Source organism: Pseudomonas sp. 14P5.3.2, assembly GCF_057799175.1.
Genome location: NZ_JBYOKU010000006.1, coordinates 145220 through 162516, shown reverse-complemented (window position 1 = coordinate 162516; position 17297 = coordinate 145220). Strand labels below are relative to the sequence as shown.

Sequence of the window (17297 nt, the reverse complement as noted above, 5' to 3'; positions counted from 1 at the left end):
GTGCTGCGACATATTCGGTCATTGGCACGTAAACAAGGGGTTCGGCACCGATAAACACTAGCATTCATGGCGCAAAACGCAGGCTTGAATCCCCGGTTGACGGCACCCTCGTCCCAAAAGCCGCGTTCGTGGAGTTACATATTCAGATACGAAAACGCTCCTGGCCGATCTATCGACCCGGAGCGTGGCATCAGGTTCAGCGCAAGGCCTTGATACGAATCAGTCCGGCAACTCTTCGTAGGCTCTGAATCTGCTGATGGTGGCGCAGTCGTAACACATGGTTTTCACCACCAGCTTGTTCATGCTGACATCAATGTTCGGAGAGTCGCACTCTCGGCAGAACATTTGCGAAAGATCGAGCAGGCCATTCTCATGCGCTGCGCGGGAGAAAAACTGCGGGACCAGCTCATCGCGCCAGTAGACGCCCGGCGCCTTGGAAAAACCTGCACCGCTGTCCTTGAGCACCACGTCGTACAACAGCCGATGCAGCGCCGACTGCGGCACTCGAGAATCGCGATGTGCATTCTTGCGCCAGTTGCGTGTCAGCGCGTCCTGCGCAGTGCCGAGCATGTTGCCTGGAATGGTGTTGGCCGCATGATTGCGCCCTTTTGACTGACCGGTGGCAAAAAAATGCGCCGCGTTCTTCACCGCCAGCCTGGCGAAGTAAAAGATCTGGCTTACGGAGAAGTCCTGCAACAACTGACCGACAATTGTTTCGGCACGAGACTCAGCGGTGAAGGTAAAACTCACTTCATTGGCCAGGATGCGGACGTATTGGATCGACTCCTCCCGGGCCATGTCGAATATCAGCGTGTATAGCTCGCTTTTCCAGGCTGGCTGTACGCAGTCGGACAACTCCTGGTACAGCGCAAGGTACAGGTTGGCGCGGGAGCAGGGCTTGCCGGGCTGCAGTGCCACGTTGGGGTGCCAATGCACGGCCGCGTAATCGATGATTCGGCAGCCGTCAGCCCTGTCGAACGCCTTGATATCCGAAGCCGTTGCGACCCGCAACACCCTTGCCTCATGGAGCTCTTTGACCCACTGCTCACACAGTTCGCTGGTTGGCGCGAGCAACTCACTGCGTGAAGCGGCGCCGAGGGGCGCAATCCATTCGACATTCGACGCTGTGCCGTCATCAAGCAACGCCAGCAATGTCAGTTTCTGAACAAACTTCAGCGATGTATAAGGCACCGGAGGACAAAGCCCGCCGTATCGCAACTCAAGCTCGATACGGTCCCGCTCGGCCTGAGCGGCTATTTGCTGCTGACGGAATGCCCTGCACTCTCGGCAGGTACAAGGTGTACGCCGCCCCGGGCCGGGAGGGAGATGCTGATGCTCGCAACTGACACATTGAAAAGGTTTGCGCAATGAGACCGGCGTCCCCTTTGCGTGTCGACGAACCCACATCGGCAGGTCGCAGTAAGGGCACTTCAGCTCCCGACTGACAATCGGCGGCAGCACCTTCAGCAAACTGCGAACGGTGGCCGGAATCTGGAATTCGGCCATCAATTCGGCACTTTTCTCGCCGTTCAGATAGCGCTCGTAAATCTGCTCAATCTGCTCTTCGGACAGATGACGGATTTCATCGGCCCACTCGAAATACTGATTCAATTCAAAGTTCCTTTTTCTCAGTTTTGGTCTGCGCACTCCTTTGCGTCCGAATGTAAAAGTAGTGGCAGAAATGTCGAGAAAACAAGCGAATATCCTGAAAACCCCAAAAAAATCTGCCGAGCCTCTTTCCTTACACTGGCGCCGGATTTTTCAGACACATGAAGCGGAAAACATCCTCGGAATGCTCCCACTTCATTCACGATTCCAATAATGCGCACCCTACCTCTAACCTCAGGTTGCCAAGATGTAGCAGCAGAAATCTTCCCGGACTGGCAGAATCGCGCCCAATTGCGACCAACACGCCCGCCGAGGCAGGAATTCCCCATGCAAATGACCACCGCCCTATTGATCGTCAACCCGTGCGACGACGAAGAAGACAACATGGCCATGCTCTGCTGCCACAGCGACAAGGGCGACATGTTTCTGATGAGCCGCTACCCGGACGAGGATGAGCTGGAGATCACCCTGGATGGCGAGCCTTCGACGCTGGACGGCGTGAAAGTCACCTTGACCAAGACTCTGCTGAAGATCGAGATCGCGGCGGCGGATGCCGATGCGCTGAATGGCGATGATGTGCTGGAGATTACCTTCAATCCGGACATGGTTGATCTGGCTGAAGTTGAAGAAACCCTGAAGAACATCCTTGATGGGACTGGCACTTTCATTAGCCAGATTTGATGGCGTCTTGAAAGGCCTCATCACGAGCAGGCTCACTCCTACAGTACGGTGTACGACGCCCCTATGTAGGAGTGAGCCTGCTCGCGATAGGGCCGGAACAGTCAACCAATCACTTCCCGGCTACAAAATTCCAACAATTGCCCCAGTCATTTCCCGCACTTTGCGCAAAATGCCGTTAGTCGCCACCCCCCTCGATGGATTAAAGTAACGCCCCCAGCCACGGCGTTATCCGAACGCCTGCGGCCACCCTTTCCAGGAACAGTCACCGATGGAACATCGTGAAGCGCTGCTGGCGCTGCGAACCTTTCTTTCAACGCAGATTCTCGGCCAGGAAAAACTCATCGAGCGTTTGCTCATCGCCCTGCTCGCCGACGGCCACATGCTGGTCGAGGGTGCTCCGGGTCTGGCCAAGACCAAAGCGATCAAAGAACTCGCCGAGGGCATCGAAGCCCAGTTCCATCGTATCCAGTTCACCCCGGACCTGCTGCCGGCCGACATCACCGGCACCGAGATCTATCGCCCGGAAACCGGCAGTTTCGTGTTCCAGCAAGGGCCGATCTTCCACAACCTGGTACTGGCGGACGAAATCAACCGTGCGCCGGCCAAGGTGCAATCGGCGCTGCTCGAAGCCATGGCCGAACGGCAGGTCAGCGTCGGACGCAGCACGTATGAACTGTCACCGCTGTTTCTGGTGATGGCCACGCAGAACCCGATCGAGCAGGAAGGCACCTACCCGCTGCCCGAAGCGCAGCTCGACCGCTTCCTGATGCACGTGAAAATCGGCTTCCCCGACGCCGCCGTCGAACGCCGCATCCTGCAACAGGCCCGTGGCGAAGCCCTCAATGGCGAAACCAAACCCGAGCGCCGGGTCAGCCAGCAAGCGATTTTCGCCGCGCGCAAGGAAATCCTCGGTCTGTACATGGCCGACGCCGTGGAGGAATACCTGGTGCAACTGGTCATGGCCACGCGCACGCCGGCCAAATTCGACCCGGAAATGGCCGAGTGGATCGCCTACGGCGCCAGCCCGCGCGGCTCGATCGCCCTCGACCGCTGCGCCCGTGCTCACGCGTGGCTGGCCGGTCGCGATTTCGTCAGCCCCGAGGACATTCAGGCCGTGCTGTTCGACGTGTTGCGTCACCGCATCATTCTGTCGTTTGAAGCCGAAGCCGCCGGCATCGATCAGGATCGGGTGGTGCAGCGGATTCTCGACGTCGTAGCCGTCGCTTGACCCCCATGAACGCCCCCCTGCCGTCCGAACCGGGCATCCGCATCAGCCTCACCGACCTGATCGAGATGCGCCACCGTGTGCGCGAAGTGCAGCTGTTTTCCACACCCAGTCAGCGCAGTCCGCTGATCGGTTTGCATCACTCGAAATTCCGTGGCCGTGGCGTCGACTTCGATCAGGTGCGGGTCTATCAGGCCGGCGACGACGTACGCACCATCGACTGGCGCGTGACGGCGCGCACCCAGGAGCCGCACACCAAGCTGTTCCATGAAGAACGCGAGCGCCCGATTTTCATCATGGTCGAGCAAAGCACCCGGCTGTTTTTTGGCTCCGGGCTGATGTTCAAGTCGGTGCTGGCGGCGCAAGTGGCGGCGCTGATCGGCTGGGCGGCCCTCGGCCACAACGACCGGGTTGGCGGGCTGGTGTTCGGTGACAACGAGCACTACGAAATCAAACCCCGGCGCAGCAAGCAAAGCCTGCTGCAATTGCTCAACCGGCTGGTCAAGGTCAACCAGTCGCTGCATACCGAACGCGAACCGGATCACGATGCCTTTGGCGTGGCCCTGCGCCGCGCGCGCGAGGTGCTGCGCCCGGGCAGCCTGGCCATCGTGATTTGCGATGAGCGCGCACTGTCGGACAGCGCCGAACAACAACTGAGCCTGCTGTCACGGCACTGCGACTTGCTGCTGCTGCCGCTGTCCGATCCGCTGGATCACGCCCTGCCCGCCGCCGGGCTTTTACGATTCGCCGAGCGCGGCGCGCAACTGGAACTCGACACGCTGAATTTCGAGCTGCGCCAGACGTATCGCGCCCAGGCCGAAGCACGCATCGCCCGCTGGGAGCTGCTCGCGCAGAAACTGCGGGTATTGCTGATGCCGCTGAGCACGCAAAGCGAGATGGTCGAGCAGATGCGCGAGTTTCTCAATCCGCAGCGTCCGGGGACAGGACGATGAACGGCCTCGAACAACTGCAACCGCTGATTTCCCCGCCACCGATTGCCTTCTGGCCGCCGGCGCCGGGCTGGTGGTTGCTGCTTCTGTTGTTACCGTTGCTCGGCTTCGCCGCGTGGCGCCTGCGCCGGTTCATTCCGATCAAGAAACGCCCGATCGTGCGCGCCGAACAGCCGCTCGACCCGGTGCGCATCGCCGCCCTCGCCGAGCTGGCGCAGATGCCCAAACCCTACGACGGCGCACCCGCCGGCGCCTGGCTGCAACAACTCAACGGCCTGCTCAAACGCCTGTGCCGCAACCATTACCCCTACAGCCAGAGCCACACGCTCAACGGCCGCAAATGGCTGGCGTTTCTCGACAACCGCTGCCCGGCAGCCGGCCTGACGCGCTGGATGGTACTGGTCGAAGGCGCTTACAAACCCGAGTGCAAACTCGACGACAAAGCCATTGCCGGCCTGACCCAAGCCGTCGACACCTGGATCCGCAAGCATGTTTGAGTTTGCCTGGCCGTGGATCTTCCTGCTGTTGCCGCTGCCGTGGCTGATGCGCCTCGTGCTGCCGGTGGCCGACAGCGGCGAACCCGCCTTGAAAGTGAGTTTCCTCAGCGATCTGGAAGGCCTCGCCCGTCGGCGTGCCCGAGCCAATCTGCCGGCGTGGCGCCAGCAAGCACCGTTCCTGCTGCTGTGGCTGTTGCTGCTGACTGCCGCCGCGCGCCCGCAGTGGCTGGGCGAGCCGTTGCCGATAGCCGCCAGCGGGCGTGATCTGCTGGTGGCGGTGGATGTGTCCGGCTCGATGGATTTCCCCGATATGCAGTGGCAGGACGAAGATGTCAGCCGCTTGACGCTGGTCCAGCATCTGCTCGGCGACTTTCTTGAAAGCCGCGACGGTGACCGTGTCGGTCTGATCCTGTTTGGCAGTCAGGCGTACCTGCAAGCGCCGCTGACCTTCGACCGCCACACCGTGCGCGTCTGGCTCGATGAAGCGCGTATTGGCATCGCCGGCAAAAACACCGCCATCGGCGACGCAATCGGTCTGGCGCTGAAACGCCTGCGCATGCGTCCGGCCCAGAGCCGAGTGTTGATCCTGGTGACCGACGGCGCCAACAACGGCGGCGAAATCGATCCTCTGACCGCGGCAAAACTGGCTGCCAGCGAAGGCGTAAAAATCTACCCGATCGGCATCGGTGCCGACCCTGAAGCCAGCGGCAGCACCGGCCTGCTTGGGGTCAATCCGAGCCTGGATCTCGATGAGCCGGCGCTCAAAGCCATCGCCCAAGCCACCGGCGGTCAGTATTTTCGTGCCCGCGATGGTAAAGAGCTGCAAGCGATCAAGAACACCCTCGACCAGCTCGAACCGGTCACTCAGCAACCGACCCAGGCGCGCCCCGCACAAGCCTTGTATCAGTGGCCGCTGGCGTTGGCGTTACTGTTGAGCCTGCTGCTGGTCGCCCGTGAGTTGTGGCCGGACAACCCGTTGCAACGCCTGTTCACCAAGGAACTGTATCTGCAAAGTCCGCTGCCTGACTGGCGCGAACGCCTCAAGCGTTTGCGTCTGCGGAGGCGCCGATGATCGCGCTCTGGCCGCACTGGTTCCGCCCCTGGTGGCTGCTACTCCTGCCGCTGCTGGGCTGGTTGCTCTGGCAACTCTGGCACCGACAGAAACGCGCCGGGCGCTGGCAGATGATTCTGCCGCCGGCGTTCCACTCGACGCTGCTCAGCGGTGGCAATGGGCGCGACAGTAAGCTGCCGTGGGTCGCCCTTGGCGTGGCGTGGCTGCTGACCATCGTCGCCCTGCTCGGACCGAGCTGGGAGCGCGTCGAACAGACCAGCCAGAAGCCTGCCGACCCGCTGGTCGTCGTGCTGGAGCTGACCCCGGAAATGCTCGCCACCGACTCGCCGCCAACGCGACTGGAACAGGCCCGGCGCAAACTGTTCGACCTGTTGCAGGCACGCAGCGATGCGCAGACCGCGATCGTCGTCTACGCCGGCAGTGCGCACACGCTGGTGCCGCTGTCGGATGACCTGGCGACCAGTCGCAATCTGCTCGACGCTCTCAAGCCGTCGTTGATGCCGGAAAGCGGCAACCGCGCTGACCTCGGGGTCATCAAGGCGCTGACATTGCTCAAGCAAGGCGCCCTCGGGCAGGGGCGGATTCTGCTGATCGGCTCGTCGCTGAGTGAAGAAGAACGCCAAGGCATCCGCCGCGCCCTCGGCAAACAATCGGCGCAACTGCTGATGCTCGGCATCGGCACCGCTGAAGGCGCACCGATTGCTCAGGAGGACGGCAGTTTCCTCAAGGATGAACAAGGCGCGATCCGCGTGCCGCAACTCGACAGCCCGAGCCTCGGCGCGTTCCTCGCCAGCGTCGGCGGCGACTACCACAGTGCGCGTCTGGACGAGAGCGATTTGCGCGCCCTCGGCCTGCTTGATGGCCCGCGCAGTCTGCGCAACGATGGCCAGACCGTGCGCCTCGACACTTGGGCCGATCAGGGTTACTGGCTGTTGTTGCCACTGTTGCTGCTGGCCGCTTGCGCCGGACGCCGTGGCTGGTTGTTCTGTCTGCCCTTGCTGTTTTGTCTGCCCCAGCCGAGCTACGCTTTCGATTTCGAAGACCTGTGGCTGCGCCCTGACCAACAGGGCCTGCACCTGCTCAAGCAGAAGCGCCCGGCCGAAGCCGCCGAGCACTTCGAAGATCACCAGTGGCAAGGGCTGGCGTTGTACGAAGCCGGCGATTACAGTGGCGCCGCTCAGCGTTTCGCCGAAGGCAGCGATGCCCGCGCCCACTACAATCGTGGCAACGCCCTGGCGAAAAGTGGCGAGTTGGAAGCGGCCATCGACGCCTACGAACAAGCGCTGGAACTGCAACCGGACTTGCGTCCGGCGCTGACCAACAAGGCTCTGGTGGAAAACCTGCTCAAGCAGAAGAACACCCCGCCGCCGGCCGAGCCGCAGCCGCAAACGGCCCAGCCGAACGTACCCGGCGATGAACCACCGCCAGCGACTGCGCCGCCACCGGCGGTCAACAGTGACACCCCGAGCGAGGCCCAGCCCGGCGAGTCGGCCAACGAGCCGCCGCCGACCACACCACCGCAACCGGGACCCAACGAAGTGCCGGGCAACCCGCCGGATGAATCACCGAATACTGCGCCGATCCTGCAACCCGGCGAGGACACCCTCGAAGGCGAACAGCGTCAGGCACTGGAACAATGGCTGGGCAAGATTCCGGACAACCCGGGGGAATTGCTGCGACGCAAATTCTGGTACGAACAGCAACAACATCAGGATCAGGGAAAAACTCGATGACCCGCTTCACCGCTCTCTTGCTGCTCCTGCTGATCTGCACGGCCACCGCCCAGGCGGCCGAGCTGACGGCCAGTGTGGATCGCAGTCGCCTGAACACCGGCGAGACGGTCGAACTCACCCTCGAAACCAACGATGTCACGCAGTTCGGCAAGCCCGACCTGACGCCGCTGGAACCGTTGTTCGAGGTGCGTGGCACGCGCCAGGTCAACCAGTTGAACACCCTCAATGGCGACAACCGTGCGACCACGCGCTGGATCATCACCCTGCTGCCGAAAGAGAACGGCAGCGTGACGATTCCGCCGCTGCAACTGGGTGAGGTGCAGAGCCAGCCGATCACCGTGCAAGTGGTCGAGAGCGATACCCGCGAAGAGAAAAACAATCCGGATCCGGTGTTCATCGAGGCCAGCCTCGACCAGTCCAGCGTGTATGTGCAGGCGCAAGCGATCCTGACCCTGCGCATCTATCACTCGGTGTCGCTGTACGACGACAGCAGCCTGACCCCGTTGCAGATTGCCGACGCGCGTATCGAGCAGTTGGGCGACACGCGCACCTACGAGAAAGACATCAACGGCGTGCGTCATGGCGTGATCGAGATGCGCTACGCGATCTATCCGCAGCACAGCGGTTTGCTGACCATCGCCCCGCAGACGTTCAGTGCCACGCTGGTCGATACCCAGCCCGCCCAGGACGCGACCGCACAAGGCCCGAAACCGGGCAAGCTGCTGCGCGTCAGTTCCTCGGAGATTCCGCTGACGGTCAAACCAAAACCGCTGACTTACCCGGCCGACGCACCCTGGCTGCCCGCCCGCAGCCTGAGTCTGAGCGAAAGCTGGAACCCGGAGCCGGATCACACTCAGGTCGGCGACTCGCTGACCCGCAGCCTGACCCTGAAAGCCGAAGGTCTGGCCAGTTCGCAACTGCCGGCCCTGCCCGCCACCGACGCCAATGGCCTGCGCCGTTACCCGGATCAACCGGTGCTGAGCAACCAGAGCGGCGAGCGCGGCCTGATCGGCAGCCGTGAAGAACGCGAAGCGCTGGTGCCCAGCCGCAGCGGTGCGATCGAGTTGCCGAGCGTCGACGTGATCTGGTGGAACACCTTCGAAGATCATCTGGAACACACCAGCCTGCCGGCGCGCACCCTGCAAGTGGCGAACAACCCGAGCCTGCAGGTCGACACCCCGGCCGGCAATCTGCAACCGAGCGTCGTCGATAACGATGTGCTGTGGTGGTGGAAACTCAGCACCCTGATCCTCGCCTGCACCACCCTCCTCGGCTTCGGCCTGTGGTGGCGTGCGCGCTGGCAACCGGCGGTGCACCGCGCCGCACAAACTGGGCCGAGCCCGCGCACACTGCTGGACGACATCAAGCGTGCGAGCCAGGCGAATGATCCGCAAGCGACGCGTCAGGCACTCGATGCATGGGCGCGTCAGCAGCCGGAGACGCTAGCGGATATGGCAGCGCGGTTTGTGCCGTTGTCGGATGCGCTGGATGGGCTGAATGGTGCGCTGTACAGCGAGACGGGGCAGCATTGGCAAGGCGAAGATCTGTGGCGGGCAATCCGCACCATTCCGGCGGCGGAGCGGGTGCAGGATCCGGTGGGTGACAGTGGGTTGCCACCGCTTTATCCGAAGTAAAAAGCAAAAGATCGCATCCTGCGGCAGCTCCTACAGAGTGGGCATTTATTCCCTGTAGGAGCTGCCGCAGGCTGCGATCTTTTGATGTTGAATGGTCGATTCAATCGACCTTCAAACGATATTTGACTTGACCACTTAAAGTAGAAAAAACTTCCGCACAGTTTCCATATCTGACTGGATAATTTTCAACTCCTCGTCATCGACATCTGCCTCGATCAGGCTCTCAACGCTGCATTTGCTGTAGGTCTGCGCCAAAATCCCCAACATATCACTCGTGTATGGATCTTCTTTTGACAGCTGCATGCCGCGGCGAAGTCCTTCCATGTAAATGGCGGTTTGAAGAATCGCATTCGGACCGGGCGCATCTTTGCGCATCAAGAGTTCCAGATCATCCTGAGCATAGGCAAAAGCTTGCTCCGGACGAAAACCAAGTTCATCCATCGCATGAAAATATAGCCCTTTAACCATTCCTCTGGCCTGATTGAACAAGCTTTCAACCCGCATCTCCATTCTCCAGCAGTTTCAAACCGCATCGGTATGAAGCGGAAATGATTTCAAGTTACGACCACCGGAGGTGATCAGCAAATCAAAGGAAAGTCAGCGGCCGGCAATACCGCCCGCTGCACCCTGGATGCCTGGAATACGCATCACCGTCTAATAGTTGAATTTTGTTTTGACCTGTTCGCCTTCGCGATAAGACAGGACAAAGGACTTCCATGGCTCACCGCGAGCAACCGCATGCTCGTGTAGCTTTTCTACAAGCACATAGATTTTCCAGTGATTGAAATCAGTTTCAGCGTCCCAAATTTCTGAGCCATTTTTTTCCACAGCGAGGTCGGTCTCCATATAGTTCCCCCCCCACTCAATGCTGTATCGAAAGGACTCATAACCGTGAACAATTCCGGTCTCGACCAGTTCAAAAATTGATTTAACGAGTTCGAAGTCCTCTGTAATCACTCTATTACCTCCGGAATTTGATGAGGTTCATTTTTAAAAGCCACGGCTTTGTGTTTACCGTCAATGTAAAACGGGGACAGACTACGTTTTCGCAGTGCTTTCTAAACGTGGTTTGTCCCCATTTGCCCCTGACAACGCGCTGACCTTTTACTCCTCGAGCCGAAATTACTGAAACTCATACTCTTTCAGCAATAACCTCTAACTCTTCCCACATTCCGGCAAGGCCAATACTATTCATGTAAGTAGCGAAATCCAAAAAAGGCGCAACCCCAATTTCTTCGATCTTGAACCACGTTGCATCACACTCCGGACAAGTAAAAATAAAAGCTTCGGTTGCTTTGATTTTCGCCTTAACAATATAGTCCTGCTGACACCTTAGGCAAAGCATATAAACCTCTTTATGGAACTGGTTCGTCAAAAATAAATCTGTCACCTTACCATCGTGATGCAAAGGGCGAGATTTTCCCTACGTATTCAACCTATGCCCGCGGCGTGGACATGCTGGTCGATGCAGACAACTACTTCAACCTCATACCCAAGGGCAGGAATGAGGATGAGATCATGGATGGGGGCGCATCATGATCGGTATGAAAATGAAAAAGCCTCGAGTTGCTGCCATAAGTGAAATGGCGTCAACTCTGGAAACGGACGACCAGTGCCGCCGGTTTTTCAGATAGCAAGATGACTTTTTGCAAAGACTTCGCGGATCAATAGTTGAATTTTGTCTTCACTTGCTCGCCGTCACGATAAGACATCACAAATGATTTCCATGGCTCGCCACGTTTCACGGCATTAGCCTTTAAATCTTTTGCCAAAAAATATATGTCGGAGACATCGAAATTGATTTCAGCGTCCGTTACCTCAACACCGTCTTTCTCTACCGTCAGTTCGGCCTCCATAAACCCTTCACCCATCTCGATCTCGTAACGGAAGGCATCGTAGCCGTGAACAACACCCCCCTCGACCATCTGAAAAATTTTTTTGACGATTTCTAGATCATCTGTGATCACTCGATTATCTCCGGTATTTTTCGGGCTTCGTTCTCAAAAACTACAGATTTCGTTTTACCGTCAATCGTGTAGAACACTTGCAACGAATCAGGTCGAGAAGATCCCGAGATATTAGATGGCCACTATTTTGGCGTCAATTAACAGATTGAGTTGTCGATAAACGATCATGGCCAAATTGCGCGTCCATACCACCGTCCTGCTGAGCCACGGTCAGCCCTCCTGACGCAATAATCTGTAAACTCCCCCCTCTTTAGCCGCCCATCATCTCCCCCGCGGCCATCACCTATTTCTGTAGCGGAGTCCACCTTGCGTCTGTTCCACACCTCCGACTGGCACCTTGGGCAAAACCTGCACGGCCAGGAGCGCGATTTCGAGCATGCGTGCTTTCTCGAATGGCTGCTGCGCCAACTGCAACTGGCGCAGCCGGATGTGCTGCTGATTGCCGGGGACATCTTTGACACGGTCAATCCGCCGGTCAAAGCCCAGGAACGCCTCTACGACTTCATCGTCAGCGCTCACGAGCAGCAGCCGTTGCTGACCATCGTGATGATTGCCGGCAACCACGATTCCGGCTCGCGCATCGAGCTGCCGGCGCCGTTGATGCGCCGTTTGCGTACCCATGCGCTGGGGCGGGTGTTGTGGCTGGATGACGGCCAGCTCGACGCCGAACGTCTGCTGCTGCCGCTGCCGAATGCCCAAGGCGAGATCGCCGCATGGTGCCTGGCGTTGCCGTTCCTGCGTCCGGCGGAAGTGACTGGCGCGCATCTGGGCGACAATTATTTGCGTGGCATCGGTCAGGTGCATGAATGGCTGATCGAAGCGGCGAATGCCAAGCGCCAACCGGGTCAGGCGCTGGTCGCCATCAGCCATGCGCACATGGCCGGGGGCTCGGTCTCGGAAGATTCTGAGCGCAGCCTGATCATCGGCAATGCCGAAGCGCTGCCCGCCAGTTTGTTCGGGCCGAGCATCAGCTACGTCGCCCTCGGCCATTTGCACAAGCCGCAGAAGGTCAACGGTGAAGAGCGCATTCGCTACAGCGGCTCGCCGATTCCGTTGTCGTTCTCGGAGATCGGTTATCAGCACCAGATTCTCGATATCATCCTCGACGGTGAAACGCTGGTCAGCGTTGAGCCGAAACTGATCCCGCGCTCGGTCAACCTGCAACGCATCGGCCCGGCGCCGCTGGCGGATATTCTGCTGCAACTGGCCGACCTGCCGAATATTGATCTGCTCGCTGAAACCCAGCGCCAGCCATGGCTGGAAGTGCGCGTGACCCTCGACGAGCCGCAGCCGGATCTGCGTCATCAAGTGGAAAACGCCCTGCAAGGCAAGGCCGTGCGCCTGGTGCGGATCGCCGCCGAGTACGCCGGCAATCGCGGTGCTGACGGTGCCGAAGAAGGCGGCGCATTGATCGAACTCGATCAACTCACCCCGCAGGAACTGTTCAGTCGCGCCTGGCTCGACAATTACGGCAACGAGGTCGATGAACAGACGCTCAAGGACTTCGCCGAACTTCTGCAAGACGTGCAACTGGAGGGCGAGCAGCCATGAAGATTCTCGCCATTCGCTTGAAGAACCTCGCCTCGCTGGCCGGGCCGTTCGAGATTGATTTCACCGCCGAACCGCTGGCCAGTGCCGGGTTATTCGCGATCACCGGGCCGACCGGCGCCGGTAAAAGTACCTTGCTCGACGCGTTATGCCTGGCGCTGTTCGGTGCGGTCCCGCGCCTGAACAACACCGGTCGCGACGCTAAGGTGCCGGACGCTGACGGTGAAATCGCCACCGGTGACCCGCGCACCTTGTTGCGGCGCGGCACCGGCGAAGGGTATGCCGAGGTGGATTTTGTTGGCGTCGATGGCCGGCGTTACCGTGCGCGTTGGGAAGCCAACCGCGCCCGGGAAAAGGCTGGCGGCAAGTTGCAGGCCAGCCGTCAGAGCCTGCGTGACATCGATCAGGATCAACTGCTCGCCAGTCAGAAAGGCGAGTACAAGACCCAACTCGAAGCCGCACTCGGTCTGAACTTCGAACAGTTTACCCGCGCCGTGCTGCTGGCTCAGAGCGAGTTCAGTGCGTTCCTCAAGGCCGACGACAACGACCGCAGCGAACTGCTGGAAAAACTCACCGACACCGCGCTCTACACCCGCCTCGGCCGCCGCGCGTTCGACAAGACCAAAGAGGCCCGCGAAGCGCACAAGCTGCTGCAGGACCAAGCCACCGGCGTCACTCCGCTGGCGCCCGAGGCGCGGGCCGAACTGGATGAGCGTTTCAACGCTGCCCAGCAACAGCTGAAGTTGCAGCAGGCGCAACTCAAGCAACTGGAACAACAGCACAGCTGGCTCAAGGATTTGCGCCAGTTGCAGGACGCGCAGCAAGCCGCCGCCGAACAACTGCACAGTGCGCAGCAACAGTGGGAAAGCCTGGCCGGCGAGCGCCTGAAGCTGACGCGCCTGGAGCAACTCGCCCCGCAGCGCCACCAGTTCGCGCGCAAGACTGAACTCGATGCGCAACTGACGCCGCTGGCCGCACAGATTGCCGCGCATACCCACCGCCATAGCGAACTCAGCGAACGCCAGACGCAACTGGAGCAGGCACTCGATGCGGCAAAAATCGCCCTGACCGAAGCGCAGCAACGGCACAGCGAAAGCGCCCCGCTGCTGCGTCAGGCTTTTGAAGAACAAAGCACCCTCGCCCGCCTCGCCAAGGACACCGCCCTCAGCGCCGACGCCCGTCAAGCCGCCGAGCAGGCCTGCACGCAAGGCCAGAGCGCCATTCAAGCCTTGCAGGAAAAACAGGCTGAAGTTGCTGAACGCCTGCAGAAAATGGCCGCCGAGCTCGAACAAAGCGCTCATCTGGCACCGCTCAGCGATGCATGGAATGCCTACCGCGATCGCCTGCAACAGTTGATGCTGATCGGTAATCGACTGAACAAGGGGCAAGCCGAACTGGCGACCCTCGAACAGAATGCAAGCCAAAGCGCCGAAGCGCTGGCCACGCAAAAGCAGCAACTGGAAGTGCTGTTCAAAGAGGCCGGCGCCGAGCCGGATGCCGTCGCCGAACAGATCGGCATCCTCGGTACTCTGTTGCAGGACAATCGCAAACAGCTGCGCGCCATCGAAGACCTGACGCGGCTGTGGGCCAGTCAGCAGGAGCTGGAAAAACGCGGCGCCGAGCTGCAACAGCGCCTGCTCGACGCGCAGCAGGAACGCGAGCGCCTGACCCAGGATGGGGTGAAAAGCAAAGCCGAACTGACCATCGCCGAGCAAACCCTCAGCGTCACCCGTGAACTGCTCGAGCGCCAGCGTCTGGCGCGCAGTGCCAGTGTCGAAGAGTTGCGCGCGCAGTTGCAGGACGACCAGCCCTGCCCGGTCTGCGGCAGCAACGAGCATCCGTATCATCAGCCGGAAGCGCTGCTGCAAAGCCTCGGCCGTCACGATGAGTCCGAGCAGGCCAGCGCGCAGCAAGCGGTGGATCAGCTCAAGGAAAAACTCACCGAGCTGCGCGCCGAAGTCGGTGGCGTGATCGCCCGACAGAAAGAGCTGTTGCAACAGCAGGAGCAATTGACCGCCCAGCTTCAGGCACTGGCGCCGAGTCTGGAGGCGCATCCGCTGGCCCCTCAGTTGCTGAATCAGGATGCCGACAAGCGTGACGCCTGGCTGACCCGGCAAACCGATCAACTGAACCAGAGCATCACGCAGGACGAACAACGCCAGAGCGCCCTGCTCACCCTGCAACAGGATGCGGCGCGCCTGACCCAGCAACTGCGCAACGCCGAAACCGCGCATCAGCAAGCGGCGCAGCACCTGAGCAACCAGCAGCGCGAACTGAGCAGCGACCGTCAGCGTCTCGACGAAGAGCTCACCGCGTTCGCCAGCCTGCTGCCGGCCGACACCCTCGAAGCCTTGCGCGTCGAGCCGGCGGCGACCTTCATGCAGCTGGATCGGCAGATTGCCGAGCGTCTGGCGCAAGTCGATCAGCAAAAGGAAGAATTGGCCGAACAGCAACAACGCCAGCAGACCCTGGAGAAAGAACAGGATCGCCAGCTCAGCCGCGTCCAGCAGTTGCAAAGCGCCGAGCAGCAGTTCAGCGCACTGGCCGCACAGCAACAGGCCTGTCAGGCGCAACTCGCGCAGCTGCTGGGTGAACACAACAGCGCCGAGCACTGGCAGCAGCAACTGGAACAGGCTGTGGAACAAGCACGCAACGCCGAAACCAGCACGGCTGCGGAACTGCAGAACGTGCGCACGCAACGGGTGCAGATTGGCGCCGAGCTCAAGGCGCAGCAGGAACGCTTGCAGGCACTGCAAAGCGAAGACAATGAGCTGACACAGAAGATTGCCGACTGGCGCGGACGTCATCCGGAGCTGGATGACGGTGGTCTCGAAGACTTGCTGCGCGTCGATGACACGCAGCTCAGCGAATTGCGCCAGCGCTTGCAGCACAACGAAAAAGCCATCGAACAGGCCAAGGTGCTGCTGCAGGAACGTGATCAGCGTCTGGCCGATCATCAGGCGCAGCACAACGGCAACCTCGATGCCGAACAACTCGCCAGCGCCCTCGCCGACCTGCAGAACCAGTTCAACCTCAGCGAGCAACAGTGCGCCGAACTGCGCGCCGAACAGGCCGAAGATCAGCGCCGGCAAAACGCCAACCAAGCGCTGGCGCAGCAGATCGCCGATGCCTATGCCGAGTACCAGCGCTGGGCGCGCCTGAATGCGTTGATCGGCTCGGCCACCGGCGACACCTTCCGCAAGATCGCCCAAGCCTACAACCTTGATCTGCTGGTGCATCACGCCAACGTGCAGTTGCGCCAACTGGTCAAACGCTATCGCCTGAAACGCGGCGGCAGCATGCTCGGCCTGCTGGTGATGGATACCGAGATGGGCGACGAATTGCGCTCGGTGCATTCGCTGTCCGGCGGCGAGACCTTCCTGGTGTCGCTGGCCCTTGCACTGGGCCTGGCATCGATGGCGTCGAGCACGCTGAAGATCGAATCGCTGTTCATCGACGAAGGCTTCGGCAGCCTCGATCCGGAGTCACTGCAACTGGCCATGGATGCACTCGACGGCTTGCAGGCGCAGGGGCGCAAGGTCGCGGTGATTTCCCACGTACAGGAAATGCACGAACGGATTCCGGTACAGATTCAGGTACAACGCCAAGGCAACGGTTTGAGCACACTGGAGGTGAAATGAACACGCTGTATTCGTTCCGCCGCTGCCCTTACGCGATGCGCGCGCGAATGGCTCTGCGTTATTCGGGCGTACCGGTGGAGATCGTCGAAGTCAGCCTCAAGGCCAAACCGGCCGAGATGCTGGCGATCTCGCCCAAGGGCACGGTGCCGGTGCTGGATGCGGCGGGTCGGGTGATCGATGAGAGCCTGGAGATCATGCGCTGGGCGTTGGCACAGAATGATCCTGACAACTGGTTGCTCGGCGGCGATTCACGGATTGCCGAATTGATCGAAGCCAATGATCAGGTGTTCAAGGTGCATTTGAACCGTTACAAGTACGCCGAACGCTATCCCGAACAACCGATGGAGGTTTATCGGGCTGAGGGCGCGTTGTTTCTGCAGAGGCTGGATGGGTTGCTTGAAGGTCGGGATTATTTGCTGAGTGATCACCCGTGTCTTGCGGATATCGCGTTGCTGCCGTTCGTTCGGCAGTTTGCGCATGTGGATCGCGAGTGGTTTGCGCAGACGCCTTATGTGCGGTTGCAGGTGTGGTTGCAGGGTTTTCTTGAGTCCGAGCTGTTTACGGCGATCATGAAGAAGTAACCCCGACGCCCGCTTCACACAGCACCTGTGGCGAGGGAGCTTGCTCCCGCTCGGCTGCGCAGCAGTCGCAAGAACCATTGGACTCGGTACACCAGAAATATCGGGGTTGCAGGATTTGGGGCTGCTTCGCAACCCAGCGGGAGCAAGCTCCCTCGCCACA

16 protein-coding genes are annotated in these 17297 nt (G+C 60.2%); 11 read left to right on the top strand and 5 right to left on the bottom strand.

Going from position 1 to position 17297, the window contains the following annotated elements; all coding sequences use genetic code 11:
* Positions 1 to 219: 219 nt before the first annotated feature.
* On the bottom strand, positions 220 to 1611 hold the full coding sequence (locus tag AC27VU_RS07255; RefSeq protein ID WP_488723773.1) for a hypothetical protein: 1392 nt from the start codon (positions 1609 to 1611) through the stop codon (positions 220 to 222).
* 324 nt (positions 1612 to 1935) lie between these two features.
* Between AC27VU_RS07255 and AC27VU_RS07250 the strand changes: the two genes are divergently transcribed.
* The 7 genes from AC27VU_RS07250 to AC27VU_RS07220 all read left to right on the top strand — a co-directional run bounded on the left by AC27VU_RS07250 (position 1936) and on the right by AC27VU_RS07220 (position 9400).
* Complete coding sequence (locus tag AC27VU_RS07250; protein WP_007959333.1) at positions 1936 to 2289, top strand: hypothetical protein; 354 nt, start codon at positions 1936 to 1938, stop codon at positions 2287 to 2289.
* Between the two features lie 268 nt (positions 2290 to 2557).
* A complete protein-coding gene (locus tag AC27VU_RS07245; RefSeq protein WP_003218556.1) occupies positions 2558 to 3517 on the top strand; it encodes an AAA family ATPase in 960 nt (319 codons plus the stop codon).
* A gap of 5 nt (positions 3518 to 3522) precedes the next feature.
* Positions 3523 to 4467 carry a DUF58 domain-containing protein gene (locus AC27VU_RS07240; protein WP_103520886.1) on the top strand — a complete coding sequence of 315 codons (945 nt, stop codon included), beginning with the start codon at positions 3523 to 3525 and terminating at the stop codon, positions 4465 to 4467.
* Positions 4464 to 4961, top strand: coding sequence for a DUF4381 domain-containing protein (locus AC27VU_RS07235; RefSeq protein WP_003225681.1), 498 nt, complete (start codon positions 4464 to 4466; stop codon positions 4959 to 4961). The genes AC27VU_RS07240 and AC27VU_RS07235 overlap by 4 nt, the downstream gene beginning before the upstream one ends.
* Complete coding sequence (locus AC27VU_RS07230; protein WP_400506209.1) at positions 4954 to 6033, top strand: vWA domain-containing protein; 1080 nt, start codon at positions 4954 to 4956, stop codon at positions 6031 to 6033. Before AC27VU_RS07235 ends, AC27VU_RS07230 begins: the two co-directional genes overlap by 8 nt.
* Entirely contained in the window at positions 6030 to 7766 is a 1737-nt protein-coding gene (locus AC27VU_RS07225) for a tetratricopeptide repeat protein (protein ID WP_488723772.1), read from the top strand. The genes AC27VU_RS07230 and AC27VU_RS07225 overlap by 4 nt, the downstream gene beginning before the upstream one ends.
* Positions 7763 to 9400, top strand: a complete 1638-nt coding sequence (locus AC27VU_RS07220; RefSeq protein WP_488723771.1) for a BatD family protein — start codon at positions 7763 to 7765, stop codon at positions 9398 to 9400. Before AC27VU_RS07225 ends, AC27VU_RS07220 begins: the two co-directional genes overlap by 4 nt.
* Before the next feature lie 135 nt (positions 9401 to 9535).
* Here the strand turns inward: AC27VU_RS07220 and AC27VU_RS07215 are convergent, their stop codons facing one another.
* The 3 genes from AC27VU_RS07215 to AC27VU_RS07205 all read right to left on the bottom strand — a co-directional run bounded on the left by AC27VU_RS07215 (position 9536) and on the right by AC27VU_RS07205 (position 10790).
* On the bottom strand, positions 9536 to 9904 hold the full coding sequence (locus AC27VU_RS07215; protein ID WP_226499134.1) for a hypothetical protein: 369 nt from the start codon (positions 9902 to 9904) through the stop codon (positions 9536 to 9538).
* Positions 9905 to 10054: 150 nt separating this feature from the next.
* Positions 10055 to 10357, bottom strand: coding sequence for a hypothetical protein (locus AC27VU_RS07210; RefSeq protein ID WP_112997813.1), 303 nt, complete (start codon positions 10355 to 10357; stop codon positions 10055 to 10057).
* 175 nt (positions 10358 to 10532) lie between these two features.
* On the bottom strand, positions 10533 to 10790 hold the full coding sequence (locus AC27VU_RS07205; RefSeq protein WP_226499133.1) for a hypothetical protein: 258 nt from the start codon (positions 10788 to 10790) through the stop codon (positions 10533 to 10535).
* Between AC27VU_RS07205 and AC27VU_RS07200 the strand changes: the two genes are divergently transcribed.
* Positions 10778 to 10939, top strand: coding sequence for a DUF899 family protein (locus tag AC27VU_RS07200; protein ID WP_400506308.1), 162 nt, complete (start codon positions 10778 to 10780; stop codon positions 10937 to 10939). The genes AC27VU_RS07205 and AC27VU_RS07200 overlap by 13 nt on opposite strands.
* 125 nt (positions 10940 to 11064) lie before the next feature.
* Here the strand turns inward: AC27VU_RS07200 and AC27VU_RS07195 are convergent, their stop codons facing one another.
* Positions 11065 to 11367 carry a hypothetical protein gene (locus AC27VU_RS07195; RefSeq protein ID WP_226499132.1) on the bottom strand — a complete coding sequence of 101 codons (303 nt, stop codon included), beginning with the start codon at positions 11365 to 11367 and terminating at the stop codon, positions 11065 to 11067.
* A gap of 306 nt (positions 11368 to 11673) precedes the next feature.
* Here AC27VU_RS07195 and AC27VU_RS07190 point away from each other — a divergent pair, with 306 nt between their 5' ends.
* From AC27VU_RS07190 to AC27VU_RS07180, 3 genes are read left to right on the top strand one after another with little or no spacing between them, the layout of a single operon-like run.
* Entirely contained in the window at positions 11674 to 12918 is a 1245-nt protein-coding gene (locus AC27VU_RS07190; protein WP_488723770.1) for an exonuclease SbcCD subunit D C-terminal domain-containing protein, read from the top strand.
* Positions 12915 to 16556, top strand: a complete 3642-nt coding sequence (locus AC27VU_RS07185; protein WP_488723769.1) for an AAA family ATPase — start codon at positions 12915 to 12917, stop codon at positions 16554 to 16556. Before AC27VU_RS07190 ends, AC27VU_RS07185 begins: the two co-directional genes overlap by 4 nt.
* On the top strand, positions 16553 to 17137 hold the full coding sequence (locus tag AC27VU_RS07180) for a glutathione S-transferase (RefSeq protein ID WP_488723768.1): 585 nt from the start codon (positions 16553 to 16555) through the stop codon (positions 17135 to 17137). The genes AC27VU_RS07185 and AC27VU_RS07180 overlap by 4 nt, the downstream gene beginning before the upstream one ends.
* The last annotated feature ends 160 nt before the right edge of the window (positions 17138 to 17297 follow it).

Excerpts from the sequence above, each read along its gene's own strand:
- AC27VU_RS07250 (WP_007959333.1), top strand. The coding sequence starts at position 1,936 with ATGCAAATGACCACCGCCCTATTGATCGTCAACCCGTGCGACGACGAA.
- AC27VU_RS07245 (WP_003218556.1), top strand. The coding sequence starts at position 2,558 with ATGGAACATCGTGAAGCGCTGCTGGCGCTGCGAACCTTTCTTTCAACG.
- AC27VU_RS07240 (WP_103520886.1), top strand. The coding sequence starts at position 3,523 with ATGAACGCCCCCCTGCCGTCCGAACCGGGCATCCGCATCAGCCTCACC.
- AC27VU_RS07235 (WP_003225681.1), top strand. The coding sequence starts at position 4,464 with ATGAACGGCCTCGAACAACTGCAACCGCTGATTTCCCCGCCACCGATT.
- AC27VU_RS07230 (WP_400506209.1), top strand. The coding sequence starts at position 4,954 with ATGTTTGAGTTTGCCTGGCCGTGGATCTTCCTGCTGTTGCCGCTGCCG.
- AC27VU_RS07225 (WP_488723772.1), top strand. The coding sequence starts at position 6,030 with ATGATCGCGCTCTGGCCGCACTGGTTCCGCCCCTGGTGGCTGCTACTC.
- AC27VU_RS07220 (WP_488723771.1), top strand. The coding sequence starts at position 7,763 with ATGACCCGCTTCACCGCTCTCTTGCTGCTCCTGCTGATCTGCACGGCC.
- AC27VU_RS07215 (WP_226499134.1), bottom strand. The coding sequence starts at position 9,904 with ATGCGGGTTGAAAGCTTGTTCAATCAGGCCAGAGGAATGGTTAAAGGG.
- AC27VU_RS07185 (WP_488723769.1), top strand. The coding sequence starts at position 12,915 with ATGAAGATTCTCGCCATTCGCTTGAAGAACCTCGCCTCGCTGGCCGGG.
- AC27VU_RS07180 (WP_488723768.1), top strand. The coding sequence starts at position 16,553 with ATGAACACGCTGTATTCGTTCCGCCGCTGCCCTTACGCGATGCGCGCG.